Origin of the sequence: Thalassotalea loyana, assembly GCF_030161435.1 — a bacterium.
GTDB lineage: Bacteria > Pseudomonadota > Gammaproteobacteria > Enterobacterales > Alteromonadaceae > Thalassotalea_G > Thalassotalea_G loyana.
Window position 1 is genome coordinate 1,027,905 of sequence record NZ_BSSV01000001.1, and the last position, 26,437, is coordinate 1,054,341.

General features: G+C 41.3%; 26 protein-coding genes. 19 read left to right on the forward strand and 7 right to left on the reverse strand.

All coding sequences use genetic code 11. From position 1 onward, the window contains the following. Window position 1: 1 nt before the first annotated feature. From QQK05_RS04500 to pseB, 7 genes are all read right to left on the reverse strand, one after another. Complete coding sequence (locus QQK05_RS04500) at window positions 2–1,381, reverse strand: NAD(P)/FAD-dependent oxidoreductase (RefSeq protein ID WP_284296254.1); 1,380 nt, start codon at window positions 1,379–1,381, stop codon at window positions 2–4. Window positions 1,382–1,518: 137 nt separating this feature from the next. Further along, the gene (gene pseI, locus QQK05_RS04505) at window positions 1,519–2,574 is read right to left on the reverse strand and encodes a pseudaminic acid synthase (RefSeq protein WP_284296256.1); all 1,056 of its coding nucleotides are present in this window, start codon (window positions 2,572–2,574) and stop codon (window positions 1,519–1,521) included. Window positions 2,575–2,589: 15 nt separating this feature from the next. Next, window positions 2,590–3,345 carry a glycosyltransferase family protein gene (locus tag QQK05_RS04510; protein WP_284296257.1) on the reverse strand — a complete coding sequence of 252 codons (756 nt, stop codon included), beginning with the start codon at window positions 3,343–3,345 and terminating at the stop codon, window positions 2,590–2,592. A gap of 20 nt (window positions 3,346–3,365) precedes the next feature. Further along, window positions 3,366–4,685 carry an aminotransferase class III-fold pyridoxal phosphate-dependent enzyme gene (locus QQK05_RS04515; RefSeq protein WP_407704862.1) on the reverse strand — a complete coding sequence of 440 codons (1,320 nt, stop codon included), beginning with the start codon at window positions 4,683–4,685 and terminating at the stop codon, window positions 3,366–3,368. Between the two features lie 53 nt (window positions 4,686–4,738). Then, entirely contained in the window at window positions 4,739–5,608 is an 870-nt protein-coding gene (locus tag QQK05_RS04520; RefSeq protein WP_284296260.1) for an aldo/keto reductase, read from the reverse strand. Continuing rightward, complete coding sequence (pseC, locus tag QQK05_RS04525) at window positions 5,605–6,774, reverse strand: UDP-4-amino-4,6-dideoxy-N-acetyl-beta-L-altrosamine transaminase (protein ID WP_284296261.1); 1,170 nt, start codon at window positions 6,772–6,774, stop codon at window positions 5,605–5,607. The genes QQK05_RS04520 and pseC overlap by 4 nt, the downstream gene beginning before the upstream one ends. Next, window positions 6,774–7,775, reverse strand: coding sequence for a UDP-N-acetylglucosamine 4,6-dehydratase (inverting) (pseB, locus tag QQK05_RS04530; protein WP_284296262.1), 1,002 nt, complete (start codon window positions 7,773–7,775; stop codon window positions 6,774–6,776). The genes pseC and pseB overlap by 1 nt, the downstream gene beginning before the upstream one ends. A gap of 326 nt (window positions 7,776–8,101) precedes the next feature. Here pseB and QQK05_RS04535 point away from each other — a divergent pair, with 326 nt between their 5' ends. The 19 genes from QQK05_RS04535 to flhB all read left to right on the forward strand — a co-directional run bounded on the left by QQK05_RS04535 (window position 8,102) and on the right by flhB (window position 26,416). After that, complete coding sequence (locus QQK05_RS04535; protein WP_284296263.1) at window positions 8,102–9,568, forward strand: sigma-54 dependent transcriptional regulator; 1,467 nt, start codon at window positions 8,102–8,104, stop codon at window positions 9,566–9,568. A 7-nt stretch (window positions 9,569–9,575) separates the two neighbouring features. Further along, window positions 9,576–10,229 (forward strand): acetyltransferase, encoded by a 654-nt coding sequence (locus QQK05_RS04540; RefSeq protein ID WP_284296264.1) that lies wholly within the window; start codon window positions 9,576–9,578, stop codon window positions 10,227–10,229. A 139-nt stretch (window positions 10,230–10,368) separates the two neighbouring features. Next, window positions 10,369–11,499 carry a sensor histidine kinase gene (locus tag QQK05_RS04545; protein ID WP_284296266.1) on the forward strand — a complete coding sequence of 377 codons (1,131 nt, stop codon included), beginning with the start codon at window positions 10,369–10,371 and terminating at the stop codon, window positions 11,497–11,499. Window position 11,500: 1 nt separating this feature from the next. Then, window positions 11,501–12,844: a sigma-54-dependent transcriptional regulator gene (locus QQK05_RS04550; protein ID WP_284296267.1), complete on the forward strand. Its 1,344-nt coding sequence runs from the start codon at window positions 11,501–11,503 to the stop codon at window positions 12,842–12,844. 170 nt (window positions 12,845–13,014) lie between these two features. Further along, window positions 13,015–13,353, forward strand: a complete 339-nt coding sequence (gene fliE, locus QQK05_RS04555) for a flagellar hook-basal body complex protein FliE (RefSeq protein ID WP_284296268.1) — start codon at window positions 13,015–13,017, stop codon at window positions 13,351–13,353. A gap of 14 nt (window positions 13,354–13,367) precedes the next feature. Next, entirely contained in the window at window positions 13,368–15,092 is a 1,725-nt protein-coding gene (gene fliF, locus QQK05_RS04560) for a flagellar basal-body MS-ring/collar protein FliF (RefSeq protein WP_407704850.1), read from the forward strand. A gap of 34 nt (window positions 15,093–15,126) precedes the next feature. Beyond that, the gene (gene fliG / locus QQK05_RS04565) at window positions 15,127–16,155 is read left to right on the forward strand and encodes a flagellar motor switch protein FliG (protein ID WP_284296453.1); all 1,029 of its coding nucleotides are present in this window, start codon (window positions 15,127–15,129) and stop codon (window positions 16,153–16,155) included. A gap of 27 nt (window positions 16,156–16,182) precedes the next feature. Then, window positions 16,183–16,974, forward strand: a complete 792-nt coding sequence (gene fliH / locus QQK05_RS04570) for a flagellar assembly protein FliH (RefSeq protein WP_284296269.1) — start codon at window positions 16,183–16,185, stop codon at window positions 16,972–16,974. Between the two features lie 24 nt (window positions 16,975–16,998). Beyond that, complete coding sequence (gene fliI / locus QQK05_RS04575; RefSeq protein WP_284296270.1) at window positions 16,999–18,375, forward strand: flagellar protein export ATPase FliI; 1,377 nt, start codon at window positions 16,999–17,001, stop codon at window positions 18,373–18,375. A gap of 11 nt (window positions 18,376–18,386) precedes the next feature. Further along, entirely contained in the window at window positions 18,387–18,830 is a 444-nt protein-coding gene (gene fliJ / locus QQK05_RS04580) for a flagellar export protein FliJ (RefSeq protein ID WP_284296271.1), read from the forward strand. Window positions 18,831–18,927: 97 nt separating this feature from the next. Further along, window positions 18,928–20,919, forward strand: coding sequence for a flagellar hook-length control protein FliK (locus QQK05_RS04585; RefSeq protein ID WP_284296273.1), 1,992 nt, complete (start codon window positions 18,928–18,930; stop codon window positions 20,917–20,919). Between the two features lie 91 nt (window positions 20,920–21,010). Next, entirely contained in the window at window positions 21,011–21,544 is a 534-nt protein-coding gene (fliL, locus tag QQK05_RS04590; protein ID WP_284296275.1) for a flagellar basal body-associated protein FliL, read from the forward strand. Between the two features lie 38 nt (window positions 21,545–21,582). Next, entirely contained in the window at window positions 21,583–22,650 is a 1,068-nt protein-coding gene (fliM, locus tag QQK05_RS04595; protein ID WP_284296277.1) for a flagellar motor switch protein FliM, read from the forward strand. A gap of 17 nt (window positions 22,651–22,667) precedes the next feature. Then, a complete protein-coding gene (fliN, locus tag QQK05_RS04600) occupies window positions 22,668–23,057 on the forward strand; it encodes a flagellar motor switch protein FliN (protein ID WP_284296278.1) in 390 nt (129 codons plus the stop codon). After that, on the forward strand, window positions 23,057–23,461 hold the full coding sequence (gene fliO / locus QQK05_RS04605) for a flagellar biosynthetic protein FliO (protein WP_284296279.1): 405 nt from the start codon (window positions 23,057–23,059) through the stop codon (window positions 23,459–23,461). The genes fliN and fliO overlap by 1 nt, the downstream gene beginning before the upstream one ends. Window positions 23,462–23,469: 8 nt before the next feature. After that, window positions 23,470–24,234 carry a flagellar type III secretion system pore protein FliP gene (fliP, locus tag QQK05_RS04610; RefSeq protein ID WP_284296280.1) on the forward strand — a complete coding sequence of 255 codons (765 nt, stop codon included), beginning with the start codon at window positions 23,470–23,472 and terminating at the stop codon, window positions 24,232–24,234. Beyond that, window positions 24,234–24,503, forward strand: a complete 270-nt coding sequence (fliQ, locus tag QQK05_RS04615; protein WP_284296281.1) for a flagellar biosynthesis protein FliQ — start codon at window positions 24,234–24,236, stop codon at window positions 24,501–24,503. The genes fliP and fliQ overlap by 1 nt, the downstream gene beginning before the upstream one ends. Further along, a complete protein-coding gene (fliR, locus tag QQK05_RS04620; RefSeq protein ID WP_284296283.1) occupies window positions 24,504–25,286 on the forward strand; it encodes a flagellar biosynthetic protein FliR in 783 nt (260 codons plus the stop codon). Continuing rightward, on the forward strand, window positions 25,286–26,416 hold the full coding sequence (flhB, locus tag QQK05_RS04625; RefSeq protein WP_284296286.1) for a flagellar biosynthesis protein FlhB: 1,131 nt from the start codon (window positions 25,286–25,288) through the stop codon (window positions 26,414–26,416). The genes fliR and flhB overlap by 1 nt, the downstream gene beginning before the upstream one ends. Window positions 26,417–26,437: the final 21 nt, after the last annotated feature.

Here is a 26,437-nt window from a genome sequence, read left to right on the forward strand (position 1 = left end):
TTTATGCAAACCTCTTGCTAATCTCATTGTACGCTGAGGTTAACACATCGGCATGGAACCATTGTTTGCCACTAAAACGGCCTGAAACGATGACATTGTTGAATGCCTGGATGAACGTTTGATAATTCTCAATTGTTGCTTTAGAAAATTCAAATGTTGGTACAGGAAACGTGTTGTCTATGGTTTGTCTGTGACTACTTACTAACGTTGCGTCTTCTTGTATTAAGGCCATCTCGCGAACTTCCTGTAAAATCATTTCAACTGTAATGTCATTTGCCTCGTCTGGACTAGACAGTACTTCAACAGACATATTGTATTGACCATTATCTACTGTACGCAGGTTAGGGTATAGCGTGATCCGAAATGTTTTATGTTCGCTATGCCAGTTCCATAAAAATGGTGCCGTTTTATTCGTTAGTGGTTTATCAAAATTGAAATAGAAGATGTTAGCCGTTCTAAACTCGGCTTTATGGCTACTGATTGGTAAGCCTGACGCTTTCAAACCAAAGAATGGTGGTGCGCTCCAGTACAGTAAATCACACGGTATCGTTGATTGACTTTTGCCTAGTGTAATATGCGTGACCCTATCACCTTGGTGTTCGATGTGAGTAATAAACTCACTTGTAATGATTTCGACCCCTTTGGCTTGAGCTTGTTTTAGCAAATGCTCCACCCAGAATTCTATCCCTTCACCATTTTTTGGATAGTAATAGGTTGGCATGGCAATACCTTGCTCTTTCATTTGAGATAAATAATCAGCTTGCTTGTGGAAACTTAATTTATGATCGAATGCTGGTGTTTGTTTTAAGCGTTTGGTTGTTTCATTTGTTAAAGCAACCACGCGTGTGATACCAAAATAGTTGACTGATGATTGGCGTTGTAAGCTCTGACCATCAACATTTTTACCGTAGAGCTTAGCAACGATTGGCAGTGATACTTGCTCGGTGATGGTATCACCTAAGGTTTCTCTCAAGTAATCTTCAATATTTTCACTTTGGCCGATTTGATCATTTTCGAGTAGCTCTTTGGCTGCTTTTTCATAATCTTGTTTTGGTAAGTGGCGAACGTCTACACTTTGGTTTTCTAAATTCCAGTGACCATTGAAAAAGCTTCCCGATGGTAACTCGTTGATGACATGCCAATGGTCGCGAATGAAGGCTTCGTCACCAAATAAGATTTCATCAATTTCATTTATGCCTGTGGTGTTTGGAATATGAGTGCCCTGGTCGTAGACAACGCCGTGGCTATCGGTGACAGATTTTAATAATCCACCGCAACTTGGTGCACTCTCGATTAGCGTCACTTTTTGACATCGATCTGCCAATAATATCGCCGAAAAAAGGCCACAAAGTCCACCGCCTACAACAACACAGTTTTTCATAATTGCCTCACCTAAATGCTTTTCTCATAAACTAAAAGTGTAATCTAAGCATTGGCTAATATAGATGCGTTAAATCAACGAATCTTTTTTAAAGAAGCGTGTTCCATTGATGATGGATTACACTTCTTATGAATTTCTTACACACGTTCAACAAATTCTAAAGCAAATCTTTGACCAAGTTTTAAGTCTTGAGTTGCTTTTTTGCCGATTATCTCGGGCAAGTACTTAGGATGTAAACCGTAACTCGGGCGAACTGACTTGACATGTTCCTCAGTAATTACTTCGCCTTTATCAATATTTTTTGCAACATAGAGTGAGCGTTTGGCTAATAAGTTCTTTTTCGAAGCAGGCGATATGTCATAGTTCACTTTGCCGATCGCCTTTTCAATGTTTCTGACGTCTACAACTAATTGACCAAATTCCTCAGGCGTGAGTGAGAAAAAGCCATCCACTGATTCTTCATTACGTTCTAGCACAAAGTGTTTTTCAATAATCTTGGCACCTAGTGCAACCGAAGCAATTGCAACACTATTACCTAATGTATGATCTGAAAGACCAGTAACACATTGATATTTACTTGCCATGTCTTTGATGGTCTTCAAATGAATATCTTCAGCAGGCGCAGGGTAGGCTGTCGTGCATTTTAAAAATGCATATTGCTGACAACCATTGGCTTTTAAAGTCTCAATGGCGAGCTCAATATCTTCTTGAGTGGCTAGACCGGTGGATAAAATAACCGGCTTGCCAGTCTTCGCGACGCGGGCAATTAAGCCAACATCGGATATTTCTGGAGAAGCAATCTTATACGCTGGACAATTTAACGACTCAAGTAAATCTACGGCACTGCTATCAAAAGGCGACGAGAAGATATCGATACCAATTTTTTTACCTTCTTCAAATAATGCCTCGTGCCACTCCCACGGGGTGTAAGCTTTTTCATAGAGTTTATACAGCGTGTTGTGTGACTCCCATGGATTGTCACTAGGCAATTGAAAGTCTTTTTCATCGCAATCTAGGGTAATAGTATCGGCACGGTATGTTTGCAGTTTTATTGCATTTGCACCGCAAGCTTTTGCTTGGTGAATTATTTCTATTGCCTTTTCAAAGCTACCACAGTGATTCGCTGACATTTCAGCAATTAAGTAGCAAGGGCTATCTTCGCTCACTAACGTTTGATTGATATGAAAATTCATCAGTTATTAACTCTATTAAATGCGCTGATCATTTTGTAATGAAGTGATTAAGCCTTCATTTCTAACAATATGTTGATTCATTTTTTTAATTATTGGGTTCTCATCAAGAAAGTGCTTAATTTCTTGATAATTCAAAGACAAATCATCGCAATGCTCAATGATTTGACCAACCACTTGGTAATCTTCTTCGTTGTCGACGGTGAAGCGATAATGACTGTCATCTTGGCTATTTGCTAATTCAATAATCGTAAAGTCACTTTCATTTTGATAGACGTATAGCGTGACATGCTCACGTTGAGATGCCAACTTAGCATTGACATGGGCAACTGATAAAGCTTGAAAAGATAAAACTTCACAATCGACACCTTCGGCAAAATGTTCGGACAGGTAAGCATAATCAGCTTGCTTGCGAAAATAGTCGTTGATTAATGTGTCGCAAATTTCTGGTGATAATAATGGAGAATCGCCAGTAATTCTTACGATATCCGTGGCGTTAAACGTCACGGCACATTGGTAAAAACGTCCAAGCACGTCATCTTCGTCACCGCGAAAGGTATTAAAACCATGATGACTCACAACATGACAGAGCTCGTCATTTTCGGGGTTGGTTGACGTTGCTAAGACAATTTCATCAATCTGCTTACACTGTTTTAGGCGTTCCAGTAGTAAGATAATCAATGGTTTGTTACCTAGTGGCTTGAGCACTTTTCCTGGAAGTCGAGATGACCCCATTCTTGCTTGAACAATAGCGACTACATGTTGTTTCGTCATGATAACTCCCGCACGTTCAATTAATTTAAACGTTGAAACCCACTGTGGCAAACCTCGCCTTCGAGTAGGCTCGATAACTCATTTGTACTGATTGCCTGACTAATCTGACAAAATACTTCCTCAGCGTGTTTTAAGTAGTTATCAGCAACATCTTTGGTATGCGCAAGGCTCACATAAATAACATTGCTGGCAAGAAAACCTCGCTTGAGCATCTCTTGCGTGAAAACGGTTTTTACCGTCAATGCATCACCGCCAAAACCTAAGATAAGTACAGGGTCAATACCAAGCATATTGAGTGGTAATTTGGCCTTTTCTGCAGCCTTGATAAGCCCCTCTTTTAGGTATTTGCCGTGCTCTGAAATGGTATTGATAACGTTTTGCTCATGCATGACTTCTATTACTTTGAGCGCTGCTGTAAAGCCGACGCGTTCCGTCCAATATGAGCTGGAAATAAACGATTCTTGAGCTGCTTGCATGATGTCTGATTTACCAATGACCGCACCAATTGGGTGACCATTACCCAGTGCTTTGCCTAAGACACAGATATCAGGCTCAAGATCCCATAATAGATGAGACCCGCCTATGTTTAATCTAAACCCTGAAGATATCTCGTCAAACACTAAGACAATATTGTGTGCCGTGCATAGTTCACGAATACGTTTAATAAATGCTAGGTCAGGCATTGCATGACGGAAAACTTCCATTACGACAACACCTAAGTTATCTTTTTCAGACTCAACGATTGCTTCAAAAGATTCAATATCACCTTCTTTAAATGGTATTACTGAACCTGACAGCTTTCTCGGTACACCTGAAGGCGCTAGCCCCGGTAATAGTTGCTCATCTAAATTCTTATCATCACCCAAATTGGTTGCAATGTACCAGTCGTGCCAGCCATGATAGCCACAAAAGGCAACTTTATCTTTGCCTGAATGTGAGCGGGCAATACGAACAGCAATCGAACAACTTTCGCCACCAGTGCGTGCAAATCGTGCAGCGCCTGCCCATGGGTGTAATTCAATCAGTTTCTCAGCAAGCTCAACCTCTTCGTAACAGTTAAGGCTTGTCATGCTGCCGTTTGCAATAGCCTCACCAACAGCGATGTTGATCTCGTCATTCGCATAACCAAGAGGGCAAGTGCCAATCCCCATAATGCTCATGTCGATGTAATGGTTATCATCAAGATCCCAAATTTCACAACCTTTAGCTTTTTTGTAATATGCAGGCCAAAAGTCCGGTAAAAACATTTCAGCACGTTTTGACAATAGCTGATTGCCACCAGGGATGATTTTTTTCGCCTGCTGCCAAAGTTTGCTACCTGAATTGTTTTTAATATCAATCATGAAAACCTCTATGATAAATCATGCGTCGGCATGGAATATATTGAATTAACCTACTGCGGCCATTTACTGGGGTTAGTTATGTTGTCGTCCAAAATGGCAAAATCTTGATAGTTAAAGTGGCAATTTTTAGCAAGATCATAGGCTCGAACGATTTCTGCTAATTCAGTGCTTGAGCAACAACCTACAATAATCTTTGAAATATTAGGGTGTTGGATGAAAGGAGCCAGCAATAATGCCATTCTGCTTACGTTTAATTGAGAACTTAAGTTATCAAGTTTGGTATGAGTAGTGGACAGCGTTTTTAAATGAGCGGGTAAATTTGACGTAGGCATCAATAGTGCGCCTTGTAAAAATAACGAACGGATGTGAATTTCGATATTCTCTTGCTGGCAAAACGCTAAAAACTCATTATCTAATACTTGTTGATCACAAATATTAGCCGGTAGTTGTATCACATCTATATTGAAGCGTCGGATCAACGCTAGTGCTTGTTCTATGCTATAGACAGAACAGCCAATTTTTTTTGTTAACTGTTTTTGTTTGGTCGATAGTAGTGCTTGGTAATTTTGTTCACTGTCATCATTTAACAGCCATTGAGCATGATGAGATGAAATGCACTCAAATTGTTTAATGTTTAAATCACTAAGCGATTGTTTAACTTCATCAATAACACTATCGGGAGCTGTTGTCGGCGCTATTTTTCCTAGATAGTGAGCGTCAATATCATGATGCTCTTTCGTCATTAATGTGCCGATAATGGCCTCACTATTACCGTAACTTGATGCGGTATCAAATGCAGAAATATTGGCTTCTGAGGCAATAGCGAGTATTTCATTAACTTGCGCAGGCATGACCTGGCCATCATGGTTTGAAATGCCATAATCTAAACCAAATTGCACTGTTCCAAGCGCTAGTTTCATAACAAGCTCTTTAACGTGCTAATGATGAATTGCTGGGCCTCTTCGCTCAAGTCAGGGTAGAGCGGGATAGAAATCGCTCGCTGATAGTAGTCTAATGATGAAGGAAAGTCAGATTCAGCAAAACCAAGTGATTTGTAATATGGCTGAGTATGTATGGGAATATAGTGCAGGTGGGCACATATGTTTGCAGCACGCATTGATTCTATGATTTCTTTGTGTGCGTTTGCCTTTTCTTTCGGTAGTAGCACCACGTACAAATGATATGCAGAGTAACTTTGCTCGCATGGTTTCAATACTGTTAATGGAGTATCTGCAAACGCATCATCGTAAACCTTTGCTTTTTCGTTACGCAATTCAACAAGTTTGGATAGTTTATTTAATTGACTTACGCCCAACGTCGCTTGCAGCTCTGTCATCCGATAGTTAAATCCCAACATGATTTGTTGATAATACCAAGGGCCATGTGACGCTTCTGTCATCTCACTCGGGTTCGTAGTAATGCCGTGACTACGATATTTTGTCATCAAATTATGGAGGTTTTTGTCATTAGTTAACCCAACACCACCTTCTGCACTCGTGACTATTTTTACTGGATGAAAGCTGAAAACGCTAATGTCACTATATTGGCAGTTACCAACGGGTTTACCCTGATATCTGCTGCCAACAGCGTGAGAAGCATCTTCAATAATGTTAAATCCATACTCCTGACTCAGTTGATGAATACCTTCCATATCACAACTATGGCCGCATAGATGAACAGGAATCACAACTTTCGGTAGTTGCCCTAAGTCTTTTGCTTGAATCAGTTTTTGTTTGAGCGCTTGGGTGCTCATTAGACCCGTGTCTACATCGATATCAACAAAGTCCACTTTAGCGTCGCAATATAACGCACAGTTAGAAGAGGCGACGAAAGAGATCGGGCTGGTCCACACAATATCTTCTGAAGTTACGCCTAAGGCTAAACAAGCGATGTGTAATGCTGATGTCGCACTGTTAGCTGCGCAGGCAAACTCTGCACCTGTTAATTGACATAAAGCATTTTCAAACGCTGGGACTTTAGGGCCTTGAGTTAAATAATCTGACTTCAATACATCAATAACGGCGTCAATATCAGCTTGATCGATATGCTGACGCCCGTAAGGAATGAAGGTGTCGAATTTATCCATTAAAGGCACGACTCTTTATTTAACTCTTTGATTTGCTCAACAGTTAAAAAGTCTTCGTTATTGAGAGAGTTATATTCAAACCCTGGCGCTACTAGCTCGCCTTTTTCATCAAGGGCATTTGAGTTGAAAGCATTAGTGCGAGAACTAAATTTGATTGATGGTGCAATGACAAAATGGTCATGATATTCGAATGTGTCATATGATAATTCTTCAGGACACATGACTTCATGCATTTTTTCTCCAGGGCGAATACCTACTATTTCAATCGGTAGTTCTGGTGCAATTGCATTTGCCAAGTCAGTAATTTTAATCGATGGGATCTTGGGAACAAAGATCTCACCACCTAACATTCGATCGAAATTCTTAAGGACGAAATCGACACCCTGTTGCAAGGTTATCCAAAAACGCGTCATGTTTTCGTGAGTGATCGGTATTTTAGTGGCGCCTTCATTAACTAATTTTTGAAAAAATGGCACGACTGAACCGCGAGAACCGACGACATTACCATATCGTACAACAGAGAAAAGTGTCTTATAGCCACCACTTATATTGTTCGCTGCCACAAATAACTTGTCGGATGCTAATTTTGTCGCTCCGTAGAGATTGACGGGGTTAGCTGCTTTATCTGTTGATAATGCAATCACTTTTTCTACGTTATTTGCAAGTGCTGCGTGGATCACATTTTCGGCACCATTGATATTGGTTTTGATGCATTCCATTGGGTTGTATTCGGCTGCGGGTACTTGCTTGAGCGCAGCGGCATGAATAACATAGTCAACCCCGTTCATCGCTTGAACTAAGCGTTCTTTGTCACGGACGTCCCCAATAAAGTAGCGCATGCAAGGTTCATCAAAGACTTGCTGCATCTCAAACTGCTTTAACTCATCTCTTGAATAGATGATGATTTTTTTTGGCTTGTAGCGGGTTAATAGCGTTTTAACGTACAACTTACCGAAAGAGCCTGTACCGCCTGTAATGAGGATACTTTTACCATTAAACATAATTAACCCTTCTCTTTTTGGCACCCAGGACCTAAATTCGTCAATAATTGGGCACCTTCGCTATATGCAAATTCTTATTATGATTAAGGCAAATTATGTGCCGAGTTAAAAAAGGGTACAAGCGTTTGGTGTAAATAATCTCAAAATACTCAACAATTCATAGTGTTGGCATCATTAATAATGTCATTTTTGTTGTTTATTTATACATATGCAACGGTGTTTACTGTAAATGTCAAATTTATGTCGTTTATAGTGTCAAATATTTGTTGATTTATTAGGACGCAACGCTAGAATTTAAAACATAATAAATACAATAGGTTTGAAGTATGCAAGGTCAGAAACTTATTATTATTGTCGATAATAATGAGGCACGTCGCTATCAGTTAGAAACCGTGTTTTCTTTTGTCGGAGAACACTTTACCTCGTGTCGATTGGATGAACTCAAGGACATATTCAAGCCGCAAGACAACGTCTTAACGGTAGTGATGGCAGGAGATCTTGATCAAAATGCCATTGATTTTGTTAAAAATAATCCTGCTATGCCATTTATTTTTCATGACGTAGTAGATACTCACCAAATTGAGAATCAAGCAAATGTCATTGGTCAGTTATCCGTGCCATTGAACTATGCACAATTAACGGAATTGATTCATCACTGCCATCAGTATCAAAACAAATTACCATCGAAACGTCGTGGCTCATCAGGAAATAGTCCTCTTTTTAGATCGTTAGTTGGCGTGAGCGAACCGATGCAGCAAGTTCGTTTTTTAATTGAACAAGTCGCGCCTACGGCTGCTAACGTGCTTATTTTGGGTGAATCGGGGACAGGTAAGGAAGTTGTTGCTCGAAATATTCATAATTTGTCTGAGCGTGCTAAAGCACCATTTGTTCCCGTGAACTGTGGTGCGATTCCAGGGGAACTACTGGAAAGTGAATTGTTTGGCCACGAAAAAGGCGCATTTACTGGTGCTATATCTACTCGTAAAGGGCGATTCGAATTGGCTGAAGGTGGTACTTTATTCTTAGACGAAATAGGTGATATGCCGCAGCCAATGCAAGTAAAGTTATTACGTGTGCTGCAAGAGCGGACATTTGAGCGCGTAGGTGGCGCCAAAAGCATAAAAACGAATGTTCGTGTTGTCGCTGCTACTCACCAAAACTTAGAAAGCATGATCGAAACAAACGATTTTCGTGAAGACTTATTTTACCGTCTTAATGTTTTTCCTATCGAAACACCTGCATTACGAGAGAGAAAAGAAGATATTCCTTTGTTACTCAAAGAACTCATTTCTCGGTTTGAAGCAGAGCAAGGTCAAAGCGTTCGATTTACCGAGCAAGCAATCCTATCGTTGCAAGAACATCCATGGGCGGGCAATGTTAGAGAGCTATCGAACCTGATCGAACGAATGATCATTATGTATGCTGACCAAGTTATTGACGTTAGTGAGCTCCCGATAAAATACCAACATATCGATACCGAAACATATCAGCCAGAATATCCTGAAGAGTTACAAGAAAAAGAAGCCATTAATGAATTGTTTGCAGGTTTTGATTACGATGATGACGACGAAGAAGATTCATCGAGCTTTGATGATGAAATTGACCAAGGTGAATTTGGTGTCCTGCCAAGTGACGGTGTCAACATGAAAGAGTATCTGGCTGATCTCGAGATTTCTTTGATTGAACAAGCATTGGATAGAACAGACAATGTTGTTGCTCGTAGTGCTGAGTTACTGGGTATGCGTCGTACCACTTTGGTTGAAAAAATGCGTAAGTACGGCTTGTCTAAATAGGACATAAATGTTGAAGTCTTTGGAAACTAAACCGGTAATCTTGATTGGCTCAGGCGGCCACGCAAGTGTGTTGCTCGATATATTATTACAGCAAGGTGTTGAAATACTTGCTGTCTCGTCAAACGACGACGTTATAGAGCGTTCGATTTTTAATGGTATTACACATATCAAAGGCAATGATGCAATTTATCAATACTCGCCAAAAGACGTCATGCTGGTAAATGGTATTGGCTCGATGCCTAATAATCAGGTGCGAAGCAATATTCATAAAACCTTTACCGAACAAGGGTATGAATTTTTCACCGTTGTTGCTCAAGATGCATTTGTTTCAAACTATGCAAGTTTATCTCAAGGGTGCCAAGTCTTATCAAAGGCTGTTATCCAAGCAGGTGTGTCTATCGGTGAAGCAAGTATTATCAACACCAAAGCATCAGTTGATCACGACTGTCAACTTGGTTTCAACACTCATGTCGCGCCTGGTGCGACGTTAAGTGGACAAGTAATAGCAGGCGATCGAGTGCATATAGGTACAGGGGCTAATGTCATCCAGTGTGTTGAAATTGGTGACGACTGTGTCGTGGGCGCCGGTGCAACATTAACTCGTTCAATAGACGCGAATAGCATCGTTTATCCCGCTCGAAATTACATAACTTCTCGCTAAACTTCCTACCATGCTTTATTACCGACAAACAATTGACTATCGTCTTTGTTTTGTTGGTAAGTTAATGAAAAATATGTATTTATTTTAATTGGCTTGTATTTTGCTCCACTCCAGCTGAGTTTATTATGGAGTGAGCAATATGACCATCGCGGTACCGTCATCTGTGCAGAAATCGAGAATTAATACGCCTAATGTATTGAACATTACAGGCGGGTTTCCGGTTTACCAGTCAAATAAGCAGATCAATGCACTTAAAGAAGAAAACCAACAACTCAATGAGTTGATTGATTTGATGCCCAATGGTGTCGTCATTCTTGATGGTAACGGTATTGTCACAAAGATTAATAAAATGGCGAAATCTTTACTCGATGAACCTATTTTGGGGCAAGCTTGGGCAAATGTCATCCAACGCTCATTCAAACCAAGAAAAGATGATTGGCATGAGGTGTCATTGAAAGATGGTCGCCGTGTTAAATTAGAAATTTCAGCCCTTGGTAACAAGCCAGGGCAACTAATAACCATTACGGATTTAACCGAAACTCGTTTATTACAAGATAAAATCTCCCACATGCAACGCCTATCTTCGCTGGGCAAAATGGTCTCAAGTTTAGCGCATCAAATCCGCACTCCTTTGTCTTCAGCAATGCTTTACTGTGCAAACTTAAAGAGCGGCAAGTTAGCCAACGAAGCTCGAGAGAAGTTTCAAGATAAGCTGATGACAAGACTTCAAGATTTAGAGAGCCAAGTGAATGACATGTTGCTGTTTTCGAAAAGTGGTAATGAACAGGTCGTTGAGGCTATTTCGGTAAATGACACAGTTAAGCAGGCTTATTCAACTGTTGAAGCTACCTGTGAAAGCACCAATGCAAAAATAAACTTACAGTTATGTGATGACGACTGCCAGATTTTAGCGAATCAACATGCGCTTAGTGGGGCTATTCAGAACTTAATTAATAATAGTGTAGAAATTATTGGTAGTGGTGCGCAAATCAATATTCGTACTTACTGCAGCCCAAGCGCAGCCTTTATTTCGGTTCAAGACAACGGCCCTGGTATTTCGCCAGAGTTGGCCCAAAAGGTTTTCGAACCATTTTACACTTCGCGTTCACAAGGCACAGGTCTTGGCTTAGCTGTTGTTAAGTCAGTGGTCAAAGCACATCAAGGCCAGGTTCATTTGCTAAGCAAAGCTGATGAAGGCGCGCATTTCTGTATCGAAATTCCGCTTGCAAATCAGATTGTCAATTCAGCAGAAAGTCATTCGGAGGCATAATATGAGTAACAAAAAAATCCTCGTCGTAGAAGATGATTTTGGTTTACGAGAAGCACTTGTAGATACCTTAACGTTAGCTGGGTTTGAATGCGTAGAAGCTGATAGTGGTGAAGCTGCGCTACTTCAGTTAAAAGAGACTGACGTGGACATGGTTATCTCTGATGTTCAGATGGGCGGTATGTCAGGGTTGAACTTGCTAAAAAATATTAAAAATAGTTTTCCTGATTTGCCTGTGTTGATCATGACAGCCTACGGCACGATTAACGATGCGGTACAAGCAATGAAAGACGGTGCGAGTAATTATATGGCGAAACCTTTTGCGCCAGAAGTATTACTAAACTTAGTCAATCAATATATGCCAGCCGAGCTAGATGGCGATAACCAACCCGTAGTTGCGGATGTTAGAAGTGTGGAATTGCTTCAACTTGCCAAAAAAGTGGCGACGACAGATGCATCGGTCATGGTCCTTGGGCCAAGTGGTTCAGGTAAAGAAGTATTAGCGCAATATGTACACAACAACTCTATGCGCAAAGAAAAGCCATTTGTTGCGATAAATTGTGCCGCAATACCTGAAAATATGCTTGAAGCGACATTGTTTGGTTATGAGAAAGGCGCATTTACAGGGGCAATACAAGCGTGTCCAGGTAAATTTGAACAAGCGCAAGGTGGCACGATTCTGCTTGATGAAATTACCGAAATGGATCTTGGCTTGCAGGCTAAAATTTTACGTGTCTTGCAAGAGCGTGAAGTTGAGCGATTGGGTGGCAGAAAAACTATTGACCTTGATGTTCGCGTGATCGCAACAAGTAACCGAGATCTCAAAGAGGCGGTTAGTGAAGGCGTTTTTCGTGAAGATCTGTACTATCGCTTAAATGTTTTCCCGTTAACATGGCTACCTCTTTCACAGCGCAGTGAAGACATTGTGCCTTTGGCTGAGCATCTTATAGCTCGTCATTGTCAAAAAAGTGCGCAGCCACTTTCTAATTTGAGTCAGTCAGCAAAACATAAACTGACATCTTATGGTTGGCCGGGTAACGTGAGAGAGTTGGATAACGTTATTCAACGCGCATTAATTTTGCAAAGTGATAATGTGATTGATTCGAGTGATATTTTAATCGAAAACCTTGAGCCTATTGCCATTCAGACAGCTAAAGTTGAGCAAAAGAAACTGGATGACAACTTAGGCAACGAATTAAAGCAACAAGAGCATCAGATCATTCTTGATACACTGCAAGCTTGCCAAGGTAGCCGAAAAGCTGTTGCTGAAAAGCTTGGTATAAGTCCAAGAACTCTTCGATATAAAATTGCTAAAATGCGTGAGAATGGTATCGCTATTCCTGCATAGATTTCTCTTCACTATTTTTTATAAGGCCAAAACCTCTCGTTTTGGCCTTGTTTTTATTATGTATATCAGTTAGTTATTAATGTGTAAAAAAATGTAATGCGTTGGCATTATGCTTGCTTTGATAGGTTATAGGTTTTTATAAACAAATAATTGACACAAGCGAGTTCATCATGGATATCAAAGGCAATTCTCTTTACGCTCAAATGCAAAGTATGGCAGTTGAAGCAACAGGTAATCGTTTGCCTACTCAAATGAATACCCAAGTCAATCAAATCAATAATTCAGGTAGTGATTTTGCAAACTTGCTATCGGATGCCGTTAATAAAGTTAACGAAGTCCAAAAAGAAGCTGGCGAGAAAAGAACAGCGTTTGAATTAGGTGATCAAAATGTTACGCTTGCCGAAACGATGATAGCAGCACAAAAAGCTAGCGTTGCATTTGATGCGACAGTTCAGGTTCGTAATAAGTTTGTAGAAGCGTACAAAGAAATTATGAGTATGCCGGTTTAAGCTAGCGGAGAAGTATGGTGTCTGATACGAATTCTACCTCAATGATGTCAACAGACGTTGGCACAGACCTAATCGCAAACGACTCTGAACCTAACGTCGAGAGCGAACAAAAATCCGGCTTTGCTGCCGCTATGGGTAATGTTGATGTTTTACGTCAAATTACCATTATTTTGGCGTTAGCTATTTGTTTAGCTATCGCAGTGTTTGTTTTGATGTGGGCTAATGAGCCTGAATACCGATTTTTGGCTAAGCAGCCAACAGAGCAGTTGATCAAAACAATGGATTACCTTGACGCAAACAAAGTTGAATACCGTCAAGAAAACAACACCATCTCAGTTCCTGAAGATCAATATCAACAAGTTAAAATGATGTTAGTACGTGAAGGCTTAACGAAAGAAAAAGAGCCTGGCACTGACATTATCATGCAAGATATGGGATTTGGTGTTAGCCAGCGTCTAGAAACAGAGCGATTAAAGCACTCACGTGAACAGCAGCTTGCTCGCACGATTGAAGCACTTCAATCAATTGCTAGCGCTAAAGTTTTACTTGCTATTCCTAGAGAAAATGTCTTTGCTCGAAAATCAAAAAATCCATCTGCAACCGTAGTGTTAACTATGCAGCGTGGTCGAATCTTGTCTGAAGAAGAAGTTGACTCAGTGGTGGATATTGTTGCATCTGCTGTTCAGGGGTTGAGTCCAAATAGGGTGACCGTGACAGACCAAAATGGTCGCTTGTTAAATTCAGGCTCCCAAGATTCTATTTCATCTCGTTCTCGCAAAGAATTAGAGATTGAAGAGAAGCGTGAACAACAATACATGGAAAAAATTGACTCAATTATGATTCCTGTTGTTGGCCTGGGTAATTACACCGCGCAAGTTGATGTGACGATGGACTTTACTAATACGGAAGAGACTTCTCGTCGTTACAACCCTGATATGCCAGCACTTCGAAGTGAAATGCGCGTTGAAGATACATCAATTGGTGGTGCCTTAGGTGGCATTCCGGGGGCATTGACTAATCAACCGCCACTAGAATCTGATATCCCAGAAAATGCGACAGGCGGTGCTTCACAACAAATGATGCCAAGCCGTAAACACGAAGAATCAACGAAGAACTTTGAACTTGACGAGTCGATTAGCTACACCAAACAGCAAACGGGTGTTGTTCGTCGTGTCAGTGTATCGGTCGCTATTGATTATACGTCGGTTGCTGGCGCAGACGGTGCAACCACACAAGAGCCGCGCAGTGTTCAAGAACTCGCAAACATTCGTCGATTACTCCAAGGTAGTATTGGTTTCAACTTACAACGCGGCGATATTTTGGAAGTCGTGACCATTCCGTTCTCTCGTATCGAACTTGGCGAAGCCGTGGAATTACCAATTTATGAGCAGCCTTGGTTCATCAAAACGCTAAAATTAGTGATGGGTGGCTTGGTGATCATCACATTGATTGTTTTCGTGATTCGTCCAATGTTAAATCGTTTGATGTACCCTGATCAAACGCCTGATGACTACGGTGAAAAATCACTTGATTCGAATGTTGATTTAGGTGATGACACGATGGATATGTTAACAGCTGATTTTGATGAAGATGCTGTAGGATTCGCGCCAGATGGCAGTTTACAATTACCAGACTTGCATCGTGATGAAGATGTATTGAAAGCGGTTCGTGCCTTAGTTGCAAATGAACCAGAGTTATCATCGCAAGTTGTTAAAAGTTGGTTGATGGAAGATGAGTGATATAGCAACAACTGAAAATGCCCCACAAGGTAATATGGTAGAAATGTCAGGTGGTTTTGACGTTTCAAAACTTGATGGGTCAGAAAAAGCGGCAATCTTATTATTGAGCTTGTCGGAAGAAGATGCAGCTCAAATTTTAAAGCACCTTGAGCCAAAACAAGTACAGCAGGTCGGTATGATCATGGCGGGTATGCAAGACTTTACCCAAGAAAAGATCACGGCTGTACATAAGGTCTTTATTAATGAAATTCAAAACTTCTCTACCATAGGGTTCCAGTCTGAAGAATTCGTCAGAAAAGCCTTAACGGCAGCGCTTGGTGAAGACAAAGCGGGTAACTTAATTGACCAAATTGTTATGGGGTCTGGTGCCAAAGGCCTTGATTCACTCAAGTGGATGGACTCTAAGCAGGTAGCAAATATTATTCGTAATGAGCATCCTCAGATCCAAACAATTGTTCTATCTTATCTTGAGCCAGAGCAATCAGCAGAGATTTTAGGCCAATTTGCAGATAAAGTTCGACTAGACTTAATGATGCGTATTGCCAACTTAGAAGAAGTGCAGCCAGCAGCATTGCAGGAATTAAACGAAATCATGGAGAAACAGTTTGCGGGCCAAGCTGGTGCTCAAGCAGCGAAGATGGGTGGCTTGAAAGCAGCTGCTGATATTATGAACTACCTAGATACGAACGTTGAAGGTGTCTTAATGGATGCAATTCGTGAGCATGACGGAGAAATGAGTCAACAAATTCAAGACTTAATGTTTGTCTTTGAAAACTTAGCTGATGTTGATGACCGTGGTATTCAGGCTATTTTACGTGAAGTACAGCAAGATACGTTAATGAAAGCCATTAAAGGTTGTGACGAGGCACTCAAAGATAAGATCCTGGGTAATATGTCTAAACGTGCTGCAGAAATGCTTGCCGATGATCTTGAAGCCATGGGGCCAGTGCGTATTAGTGAAGTTGAAGCCGCGCAGAAAGAGATCCTGTCAATCGCTCGTCGTTTATCTGATGCAGGTGAAATTATGTTAGGTGGCGCAGGCGGTGGTGACGAATTCTTGTAATTCATTGCCTTTTTAGCAGAGTGAAATATGACCAAAATTAGTCAAAAAACATCGACGAGACAGATGCTTACCAATCAAGATGCTTCTTCTTGGCAGTTGCCCGATGTTGAAGACCGTAGTCACGATGAAGAAGTTAACGCTCTGGGGTTTAAAAAAGGGTGGAAATATGAGCCACCTGAAGAATCTCAAGAAGAAGAGGTGGTGCCATTAACCGCTGAAGATATTGAAGCGATTCGACAAGCTGCATATGAAGAAGGGTTCAGCCAAGGTAAAGAAGAGGGTTTTGCTCAAGGTTACGAAGAAGGGAAAGCCCAAGGACATCAAGAAGGTATTGTCAGCGGTCATGATGAAGGACTTGCCCAGGGGCTTGCCCAAGGTGAAGAGCAAATTACTCAACTAGCAAATAATTGGACTGAGATGGTTGACGAATTGCACCAGCCATTAGCCAAGGTAGTAGGAAATGTTGAACAGCAACTGCTTGAATTAGTTGTCCAGTTAACCCAGGCGGTCACGCTTGAAGAAGGGAAAATTAATCCTGATATCATATTCCAAGCACTAGACCGTGGAATGAAAGCATTACCGAGTCAAGAAGCTCAAACACAAATCTATTTAAATCCAATAGACTTAAAACTTGTCGAAGCACAATATGGTCCCGAGTTTCTCCAAGAGAAAGGCTGGCGTCTTTTGCCTGCTCCTCATGTTGAGCAAGGTGGATGTCAAATAGAGAATGCAACCTCAAACATTGATCTCACCATGAAGTCGCGTTTAAAAGACGTGTTGGACTCTTTTTTGCAAGAAGCACTACATCAATCAAATTAAGCTACAACGAGTCAAATCCTTGTCATGCTAGATATTAGCCAACTGCAACAACGACTAGAAAACTGCAAAAACTTTGTCCATGCACAACCTGTGTCTGTTGCTGGGCGCTTAGTTCGTGTGGTTGGCTTGACGCTTGAGGCTGTAGGAGTGAAGGCACCAGTGGGTAGCCAGTGCCTTGTTGAAACCTCAAGTGGGGATCTTATTGCTGAAGTTGTCGGATTTGACGGTGAACATACGTACTTAATGCCCGAGCAGTCTCTGCAAGGGGTGTTGCCAGGCGCACGAGTCTTACCGCTAAATCAAAAGTCTCAGATACCGCTTACTATGAACTTACTTGGCAGGGTTATTGATGGTGTCGGCAAGCCACTAGACGGCAAAGGCCCTGTTAAGGTTGAAGAACATTATCAGCACAATCAGGCGCCATTGAATCCATTGTCACGTCGAGCTATTTCTGAACCACTCGATGTAGGTGTGCGCTCAATTAATAGTTTTATTACGGTAGGCAAAGGCCAGCGTATGGGCCTGTTTGCCGGCTCTGGTGTCGGTAAAAGTGTCCTTTTGGGGATGATGACTCGCGGCACGACGGCGGATGTTATTGTTGTTGGCTTAGTTGGAGAGCGTGGCCGAGAAGTAAAAGAATTTATCGAAGAGATCCTAGGTGAAGAGGGTAGACAGCGCTCCGTAGTCGTTGCGGCACCAGCTGATAACTCACCGCTCATGCGCTTAAAAGGCTGTGAAACGGCAGTAGCAATCAGTGAATATTTTCGAGATCAAGGTTTAAATGTGTTGTTATTGCTTGACTCAATTACTCGGTATGCTCAAGCGCAACGTGAAATTGCACTTGCTGTTGGCGAGCCTCCAGCGACCAAAGGTTATCCACCTTCAGTATTTTCAAAGCTTCCACAACTTGTCGAACGAGCGGGTAATGGTGGCGATGGACAAGGGTCGATTACTGCTTTCTATACCGTATTGACAGAAGGGGACGATTTACAAGATCCGATTGCTGATGCATCACGTGCAATATTGGATGGACATATTGTTCTTTCCAGGGAATTGGCGGACGCGGGTCACTACCCAGCAGTTGATATCGAAGCTTCTATTTCGCGCGTAATGCCGATGGTGACCAGTGAGGAGCATCAACAATTAGCCCGCTCATTGAAGCAAAATTATTCCTTGTATCAACAAAATAAAGATTTAATTTCTATCGGTGCGTATAGCGCAGGGAGTGATCCTCGAATTGATCAAGCGATTAAACTTCAACCTGTCATAAACTTTTTCCTTCAACAGCAAATGAAAGAAGTTATTCCTTACGACCAGAGTTTAGGCCAACTGCAAGAGATTATTCAGGCCGCTCAAGCTCATGCTCAACAAAACCAGCAGCAAACGCAGCCTCAGGGCTAAGGTAATCGGTCATGTCCTTGAAGCAACTGAATACACTTTATAAATTTGAAAAAGACAAAGAGCATCAAGCTGCAACAGCACTACAGCATGCCGAAGCGGATTACCAACAAAATATTGCTCGTTTGCAAAGTGTGAGTGACTATCGACTAGAGTATATGAAACGTTTGGATGAACGCTCTAAAGTCGGGATTGATTCAGCAACTTATACACATTTCCATGCTTTTGTTGCAAAGCTTGATTATGCATCTGGCCAAGTTGAGATTGCGTTGAAGCAAGCCAAAGCCCTAGTAGAACAAAGAAAACAACAATGGTTTGCGCAACAACAAAAAGTCCAAGCTGTTGAATTGTTGCGTGAAAAATTTATAGCTAAACAACAATTAAAGGCACAAAAACTAGAACAAAAGATGTTTGATGAAATTGCTACCCAGCAATTTATCCGAAGAAAACTGCGATAGCCCTACTGCCTAAGATAACTTGGTATTGCTTTTGCTTAATAACTACTAGCCCGAGACAATATCGTTTTCTGGTAAGAAGAATTAGAGATTAATATTCATGAGCCAAGCTATTAATATTTCATTAGATTTGCCTGCTACACCTGAGTTTAGCGCGTATGTTGCGACCGATGGTGAACCAGGGCAAGGGCAAAACCCTGCATTTGCTCAAGAGCTCGAACGGCAAGTATTCGCCCATGAAAACCACTCAAAGACTGATGTTGCCGCGCATGCTTCTGATGAAGTACGAGATGATAGTTGGGCGGCTTCAATATCGTCACCTGATATCTTAGCTGATGAACAGGTTTCAGATGCTCAACAAGTATTAGATACTGAAAATACGCAAGAAAATGAGGCAGCCATCATACAGAAAGCAGACGCTCAGCAGACTACTATAATCACTGATGTTGTGCGTGACACGCTGACTGCTAGTACTCAATCAAATGATGAAGAGTCATTGGTTAAAGGTTCTGTAACCAATAAAAATATTGCACCAGAAAAATTGTTGCAAATGCTGGACAGTGCTCAGCAAATGGTCACTAGCAAGACTTATGTCGCACCTGCCGTGTTGACTACGCAACAGCAAGTGAGTCCAAAACTAAGTGTTGCTTCGACAACGGAGTCTGTGGTTACAGCATCAGAAAAACTAGCTGCTACAACGACTCAAATTAATCCTACCGACAATGAGGGTGAGCAGTTAGCTCAACAAGTTATTAGCGAGCAAAAGCCTGTTATTGCAAAGCCAGATGCTGATAATGACAATCTTGTTATCGATCGCAGAGTAAAAGCCGACACAACTAAGTTTATTGCATTAACTAAGCCTGAAAATAATGTCGCAGTTGCTGATGACTTGAAGGCAAATGCCAATGACGGGTTGATTCACGTGTCACTTTCAAAAAGAGAGTTCAGCCAATCGCAAGCACAAATTAACGAGTTGGTTGCTAACACACCAAAGAACCAGAGCACCAAACTGGAATCTGTGAATCATGCCACTGTAGCAATAGATGATGATGTTGACTTGTTGAAAGCAAAAGAGTTTGAAAAGCTTTCATTAACACAGAAAGCAGAGTTGGCTAATGAGCTAACTGGAAAACAAGCAACGAAAACACAAGAAACACCATCAGTTCAGTCAAATATTAACAAAGGTATTTCTAACCAAGAGAAGTTGCCTAGCAAAGAAGCTCAATTAGACTCGGTGAAAGGGAAACTAGAAGTCATTGAAAATCAGGAGTTTAGTGATATCAAGCCGCTTCGTGGTCCAGTTGCAACTCCATTGACTGCAGAGCCACAAAAAGTAGAACGCCAAATAAATGTCGCGACGGCGCAGCCTGTTCAATTCATTGAGAGCTCTGAAGGCGCAAGCACAAAAACTGCAGAAATGGATGTGGTTGATGAGCTGGTCATTGATAATGACAAAGAAATGAAGTCTTCAATGTTAACTGGTGACGCTATTGTAAAATCAAATGCTGGAACACAAACCGTCGATAGCCCAACAATCCGAGTGACGAACATCAATGGTCAAGAAAGTGCTCAGGCTATTCACCAGCAGCAAACTCATAGTCAACCCCTTGAAGAGCAAGTAACCCAGCAGCAAAACTTAAAACAAGTTGAAAAAGTAGCAACCGAAGTGATTAATGTTAATCACAAAAACTTTTCTCAACAGGTTAAAGAAAAAGTTATGGTCATGATCTCTCAGAAACTACAATCTGTAGATATTCAGCTTGATCCGCCTGAATTGGGTAATGTTCATGTCAGAGTAAACCTTCAAGGTGAGCAGGCGATGGTTAATTTCGTTGTTCAGCAACCGCAAGCGAAGGAAGCAATTGAACAGCATATGAATAGACTACGCGATATGTTATCAGAATCTGGTATCGACTTAGGCGATACAGATGTGCAGCAACAGTTCTCTCAAAATGATACTGAATTTAATGACAATGAGGGATTAGAAAATAGTCAATCGTCTTCTGAAGCGCTAGTTGAGGACGATCAGAATATACAAAATGATAAGCAAGTGGTTAATGTGCAATCAATTGGCATTGATTACTTCGCTTAATGCGAGAAATCTATAAGCATTACCTTGGCTTAAACTGTGCTTAACGCTATAGTGGGCAACATATATTCGACAATTATTATGAGAGTAAACAATGGCTGATGAAGAAAAAGAACTCGAATTAGAAGATGGTGGTAAGAAGAAAAAGCTGATTATCATTATCGCTATTGTTGTAATTCTTGCTGCGGCAGGTGGTGGTGCATTTTTCTTTATGGGTGGTGAGGAAGAGCCTAGCCAAGCGGAGGTTGATGCTGCGTTAGCTAGCGGTGAAGCTCCTGCTGCTGAAGAAGCAGCTGCGGGTGAGACAGGATCCGCACTATACGTACCAATGCCTCGTCCTTTCAGATTTAATGTACCTGGCGCATCACGCGATAGGTATGTAGAGATTCGTGCGCAATTACTGGTACGTGGCGCTGAAAATGAAGAGGAAGCTAAGAAACATGTGCCGTTAATTGAGAGTACATTGCTTGGCGTCTTTTCATTGGCAAATGCAGATGATTTATCTACGAGTGCTGGTAAAACGTCATTAAAGCAGTTGTCATTGTCGGAAGTTCAAAAAGTTATGGTAGAAATATCAGGACGAAAAGTTGTAGAGCAAGTGTTATTCACTGGCTTTGTAATGCAGTAAATAAAATCGTTGATACTGGATAATTAAGAGAAAGTTACGTGAGTGATTTATTATCGCAAGACGAAATTGACGCGCTACTCCATGGCGTTGACGAAGTTGAAGAAGAAGAGATAGTTGAGGACGTCGAACATACCGAAGGTATGACCGACTACGACTTCTCGTCTCAAGATCGCATCGTTCGTGGTCGTATGCCGACCCTCGAAATGGTGAACGAACGCTTCGCTCGTCATATGCGTATCAGTCTGTTCAATATGATGCGACGCACTGCTGAACTATCAATAAACGGCATTCAAATGATTAAGTTTGGTGAGTACGTACATACCTTGTTTGTTCCGACAAGCTTGAACATGGTTCGTTTTAGACCATTAAAAGGTACTGCCTTAATTACGATGGAAGCGCGATTAGTTTTCATTTTGGTAGATAACTTTTTTGGTGGTGATGGCCGTTATCACGCAAAAATTGAAGGTCGTGAATTTACGCCGACTGAACGACGAATTATTCAAATGTTGCTTAAGCTTATCTTCGAAGACTACAAAGAAGCATGGTCACCTGTGATGGATGTTTCTTTTGAATATTTAGATTCTGAAGTTAACCCGTCGATGGCGAATATTGTAAGTCCAACCGAAGTCGTTGTTATCAGTTCATTTCATATCGAGCTTGACGGTGGTGGTGGTGACTTCCATGTGGCGTTACCTTATTCAATGCTTGAACCGATTCGTGAATTGCTTGATGCAGGTGTGCAGTCAGATAAAGAAGATACTGACATGCGTTGGTCTAAGGCCTTACGTGACGAAATAATGGATGTTCCAGTCGAGCTCTCAACTAAGTTTATCGAAGTTGATATACCGTTATCTCGCGTGCAAACCCTCAAAGAGGGGGACATTATACCGATTGAAATGCCAGACCATATTACGGTGTTAATTGAAGATCTTCCAACTTATCGTGCTCAACTAGGCAAAAGTCGCGATAACTTGGCATTAAAGATTCAAGAGAAAATTAAACGTCCAGAGTCAGTTAAATCAGAGCTGACGATTCTAACAAAAGGTGGTAAGCGTTTAGACAGTGATGCAGAGCTCCACATGTTAGAAGATGACTTAGAGTATTAAAGAAAGAGGTTAGTGACATGAGCACTGAAAATGAAGACGGTTTAGACATGTGGGCGGAAGCGATGGACGAACAGGCCGCCGCTGAAGCTGAGAGTGTTGAGCTAGATGAGCTTGAAGAAGAAGCGCCAGCAGTCTCGGGTGACGACCAGCGACGCTTAGATACTATTTTAGATATTCCCGTTACGATTTCTATGGAAGTAGGGCGTAGCCAAATTAGTATCCGTAACCTATTACAATTAAACCAAGGCTCTGTTGTCGAACTTGACCGTGTTGCAGGTGAAGCCCTTGATGTGATGGTTAATGGTACTCTGATTGCTCACGGGGAAGTGGTTGTGGTCAATGATAAGTTTGGTATCCGTTTAACAGATGTTATCAGTCAAGTAGAACGTATTAAAAAGTTACGATAATGAAGCTGATTATCACGCTAATTGGTTTATTAACTGCAAGTTTTTCAAGCTTTGCAGAACAAGCGCAAGTAGGTAAAAATGTCGCAGGCAACATGGACGCGTTTTCTATGTTGCTTTCGTTATTTATGGTGCTTGGTTTGATCATTGTTTGTGCGTTAGTTTTAAAGAAGTTTCAAACTAATCAGCAGCATATTTCAGGTATGAAAGTCGTGTCTACGCTTCATTTATCAACCAAAGAAAAACTCGTTGTTGTTGAAGTTGCCGGTAAGCAAATGCTACTAGGGGTAACTGCCAATCAAATTAGCAAATTAGAAACATTAGATGAGCCACTAGAGCTTAATCAACCTGCTCAGTCATTATCTCAGTCATGGGCACAAATGAAAAAGAACGTATTAAAACAATAAGAACGGTTATGAATAATTACGCTAAAGCTTTTCTCGCATTCCTATTATTTTTCGCCTTTGCTGGCTCGGCTTTAGCGCAACAAGACTTGTCTTTGCCGGCATTTACCATGTCGACAAACCCAGATGGTTCACAGGAGTATTCTGTAACCCTCCAAATTCTGATTTTTATGACGGCGCTGAGTTTTATACCAGCAGCCATCATTATGATGACATCGTTTACTCGTATCGTTGTTATTATGGCAATACTACGCCAAGCGTTCGGCTTGCAACAAACACCATCTAACCAAGTAATATTGGGCTTAACGCTTTTTTTGACGCTCTTTATTATGACGCCGGTATATAACCAAGTTAATGAAGTAGCGATTCAGCCATATTTAAACGATCAATTAACCTCTGTAGAGGCAATAGATAGAGGTAAAGAGCCTTTGCGAGCGTTTATGCTTGAGCAAACGCGCTTAAAAGACCTCAATACGCTTGCTTCAATGTCTGGTATTGAGGATATTGGTGAACCACATACGTTGCCTATGACGGTAATTATTCCTGCCTTTATCATCAGTGAATTAAAAACAGCGTTCCAGATTGGCTTTATTTTGTTTATACCCTTCTTAATCATTGATCTTGTTGTGGCGAGTATTTTGATGGCAATGGGTATGATGATGTTATCGCCTATGATCGTATCATTGCCGTTTAAGCTCATGCTGTTTGTCTTAGTTGATGGATGGAATTTAGTTATAGGAACCATTGCAACAAGTTACGGATTAGGAGCAACCTGATGAGCCCTGAAGTCTTTGTTGATATTCTTAGAGATGCGTTATTTTTAGTTATCATTTTGGTAAGTGCGGTTATTGTTCCAAGTTTGTTAGTCGGTTTAATTGTGGCAGTTTTTCAAGCAGCAACATCAATCAATGAACAAACCCTAAGCTTTTTACCTCGTTTGATTGTTACTTTATTAGCCTTAATCGTTGGCGGCCATTGGTTAGTACAAAAATTAATGGATTATACCTTCAGACTGGTCGCAAGCATCCCTTCAGTGGTGAGCTAAATGGAGTTTACCGAGTCAGTTATTAATCAATACCTGGCTGATTTTCTTTTGCCATTAACACGTATCTCGGCATTGATTATGGCGATGATTGGCTTAGGTGCGCAAACGACGCCGACGCGAGTTAAATTGTTTTTATCGCTTGCTATTACTGTTTGTGTGATGCCTGCAATCCCCCCCGCAAAAGTTGATAACTTGTTTAGCTTTGCAACTACATTACTTGTCTTTGAGCAGATTATCATTGGCGTGATGATAGGCTTTATTACTGTCATGGTAATTAATACGTTTACGCTAGCTGGTCAAATCATTGCGATGCAAACGGGCTTGGGTTTTGCCTCGCTGGTTGATCCCGCGTCAGGGACGAGCGTACCGGCTGTAGGTCAATTTTTCTTAATATTATCAACATTATTGTTCTGGGCGTTAGATGGACATTTAGCGTTTCTTCAATTTGTCGTTGCGAGTTTTCAAACGATTCCTATCCCTTCTGGTGATTTTGAAGTCGTCAAATTTAGAGAAATCGTCGAGTGGGGTGGTTGGATGTTTTCAACGGCAATGTCATTGGCTTTGGCTCCACTGACCGCTATGTTATTGATTAACTTCTCATTCGGTATTATGACTCGTGCAGCACCACAGCTTAATATTTTTGCTATTGGTTTTCCGATAACGATGACCGCGGGTTTGATTATTATGTGGTTAACCATGAGTAACTTCTTGGTTCACTTTGAGGCACAATGGCAACGTGCCGTTGATTTTAGCTGTTACCTCATTGATTGTGGGGCACCTTAATGGCTGAAAGTGATAGCGGTGAACGCACCGAGGAACCCACACCCAAAAAGCTTGCTGATGCCCGCAAAAAAGGACAAATTGCGAGGTCTAAAGACCTTGGAACAATGTTTGTCCTCCTTGGTAGTGCAGCAGCCATGTTACTCGTCGGAGAGTCTCTAACGAGAGCGCTTAAGTCAATTATGACAAGGCTATTTACGTTAACTCGTGAGGAAGCCTTAGATGTTAGTGCGTTGTTTGACCTTATTTCCGATGCCGTTTTTACGATCATGACGCCCATGTTATGGATGTTTTTTATTATCGTTTTAGCTGCTTTTATTGGTAACACTATTCTCGGCGGGATGAGTTTTTCGTGGGAAGCGGCAGCGCCAAAATTAAACAAAATGTCGCCAATTGCAGGGTTCAAGCGAATGTTTGGTTTGCAGGCGTTGGTTGAGTTTATTAAGTCTTTGCTAAAGTTTCTGGTTGTTGTCATCGTCGCATACTTTTTACTCGTTGGCCTATTTGAAGAAATTCTGCATTTAAGTATTGAGCTAAGTCCAGGCAACTTTGGTCACGCAGTTAACATGCTACTTTGGATGTTTATAGCGTTATCTATGTCATTAATCATCATTGCTGCTATTGATGCACCTTATCAAAAGTGGAATCACACGCGCCAACTTAAAATGACGAAACAAGAAGTCAAAGATGAGATGAAAAACGCCGATGGTAACCCGGAGATCAAAGGTCGTATTCGACGATTGCAATATGAAATGTCTCAACGACGAATGATGCAAGAAGTACCGAATGCTGATGTCGTTATCACGAACCCAACACATTACTCTGTCGCGATTAAATACGATCCTAATGGCTCAGGTGCACCAACTGTTATCGCTAAAGGCATTGATGAAATGGCTATTCATATTCGCACGATTGCAAAAGAGCACGGCGTTGAGATTTTAGCTTCTCCTGCACTAGCAAGAAGCCTGTATTATACGACTGAAGTTGATGATGAAATACCGGAACAGTTATTCGCTGCCGTTGCTCAAGTTCTTGCCTTTGTCTTCCAGCTAAACTTGTATAAGGAGGGCAAAGGGAAACGCCCAGTACCTGTTGCTAATAATTTACCTATTCCAGATGAGTTTAAGTATTAACTGGTGGATTAAACAGCAAGT

What these genes read in the sequence shown, in the direction of transcription:
- QQK05_RS04500 (WP_284296254.1), bottom strand. Translation starts at nt 1,381, where the DNA reads ATGAAAAACTGTGTTGTTGTAGGCGGTGGACTTTGTGGCCTTTTTTCG.
- pseI (WP_284296256.1), bottom strand. Translation starts at nt 2,574, where the DNA reads ATGAATTTTCATATCAATCAAACGTTAGTGAGCGAAGATAGCCCTTGC.
- QQK05_RS04510 (WP_284296257.1), bottom strand. Translation starts at nt 3,345, where the DNA reads ATGACGAAACAACATGTAGTCGCTATTGTTCAAGCAAGAATGGGGTCA.
- QQK05_RS04520 (WP_284296260.1), bottom strand. Translation starts at nt 5,608, where the DNA reads ATGAAACTAGCGCTTGGAACAGTGCAATTTGGTTTAGATTATGGCATT.
- pseC (WP_284296261.1), bottom strand. Translation starts at nt 6,774, where the DNA reads ATGGATAAATTCGACACCTTCATTCCTTACGGGCGTCAGCATATCGAT.
- pseB (WP_284296262.1), bottom strand. Translation starts at nt 7,775, where the DNA reads ATGTTTAATGGTAAAAGTATCCTCATTACAGGCGGTACAGGCTCTTTC.
- QQK05_RS04535 (WP_284296263.1), top strand. Translation starts at nt 8,102, where the DNA reads ATGCAAGGTCAGAAACTTATTATTATTGTCGATAATAATGAGGCACGT.
- QQK05_RS04540 (WP_284296264.1), top strand. Translation starts at nt 9,576, where the DNA reads ATGTTGAAGTCTTTGGAAACTAAACCGGTAATCTTGATTGGCTCAGGC.
- QQK05_RS04545 (WP_284296266.1), top strand. Translation starts at nt 10,369, where the DNA reads ATGACCATCGCGGTACCGTCATCTGTGCAGAAATCGAGAATTAATACG.
- QQK05_RS04550 (WP_284296267.1), top strand. Translation starts at nt 11,501, where the DNA reads ATGAGTAACAAAAAAATCCTCGTCGTAGAAGATGATTTTGGTTTACGA.
- fliE (WP_284296268.1), top strand. Translation starts at nt 13,015, where the DNA reads ATGGATATCAAAGGCAATTCTCTTTACGCTCAAATGCAAAGTATGGCA.
- fliF (WP_407704850.1), top strand. Translation starts at nt 13,368, where the DNA reads ATGGTGTCTGATACGAATTCTACCTCAATGATGTCAACAGACGTTGGC.
- fliG (WP_284296453.1), top strand. Translation starts at nt 15,127, where the DNA reads ATGGTAGAAATGTCAGGTGGTTTTGACGTTTCAAAACTTGATGGGTCA.
- fliH (WP_284296269.1), top strand. Translation starts at nt 16,183, where the DNA reads ATGACCAAAATTAGTCAAAAAACATCGACGAGACAGATGCTTACCAAT.
- fliI (WP_284296270.1), top strand. Translation starts at nt 16,999, where the DNA reads ATGCTAGATATTAGCCAACTGCAACAACGACTAGAAAACTGCAAAAAC.
- fliJ (WP_284296271.1), top strand. Translation starts at nt 18,387, where the DNA reads ATGTCCTTGAAGCAACTGAATACACTTTATAAATTTGAAAAAGACAAA.
- QQK05_RS04585 (WP_284296273.1), top strand. Translation starts at nt 18,928, where the DNA reads ATGAGCCAAGCTATTAATATTTCATTAGATTTGCCTGCTACACCTGAG.
- fliL (WP_284296275.1), top strand. Translation starts at nt 21,011, where the DNA reads ATGGCTGATGAAGAAAAAGAACTCGAATTAGAAGATGGTGGTAAGAAG.
- fliN (WP_284296278.1), top strand. Translation starts at nt 22,668, where the DNA reads ATGAGCACTGAAAATGAAGACGGTTTAGACATGTGGGCGGAAGCGATG.
- fliO (WP_284296279.1), top strand. Translation starts at nt 23,057, where the DNA reads ATGAAGCTGATTATCACGCTAATTGGTTTATTAACTGCAAGTTTTTCA.
- fliP (WP_284296280.1), top strand. Translation starts at nt 23,470, where the DNA reads ATGAATAATTACGCTAAAGCTTTTCTCGCATTCCTATTATTTTTCGCC.
- fliQ (WP_284296281.1), top strand. Translation starts at nt 24,234, where the DNA reads ATGAGCCCTGAAGTCTTTGTTGATATTCTTAGAGATGCGTTATTTTTA.
- fliR (WP_284296283.1), top strand. Translation starts at nt 24,504, where the DNA reads ATGGAGTTTACCGAGTCAGTTATTAATCAATACCTGGCTGATTTTCTT.
- flhB (WP_284296286.1), top strand. Translation starts at nt 25,286, where the DNA reads ATGGCTGAAAGTGATAGCGGTGAACGCACCGAGGAACCCACACCCAAA.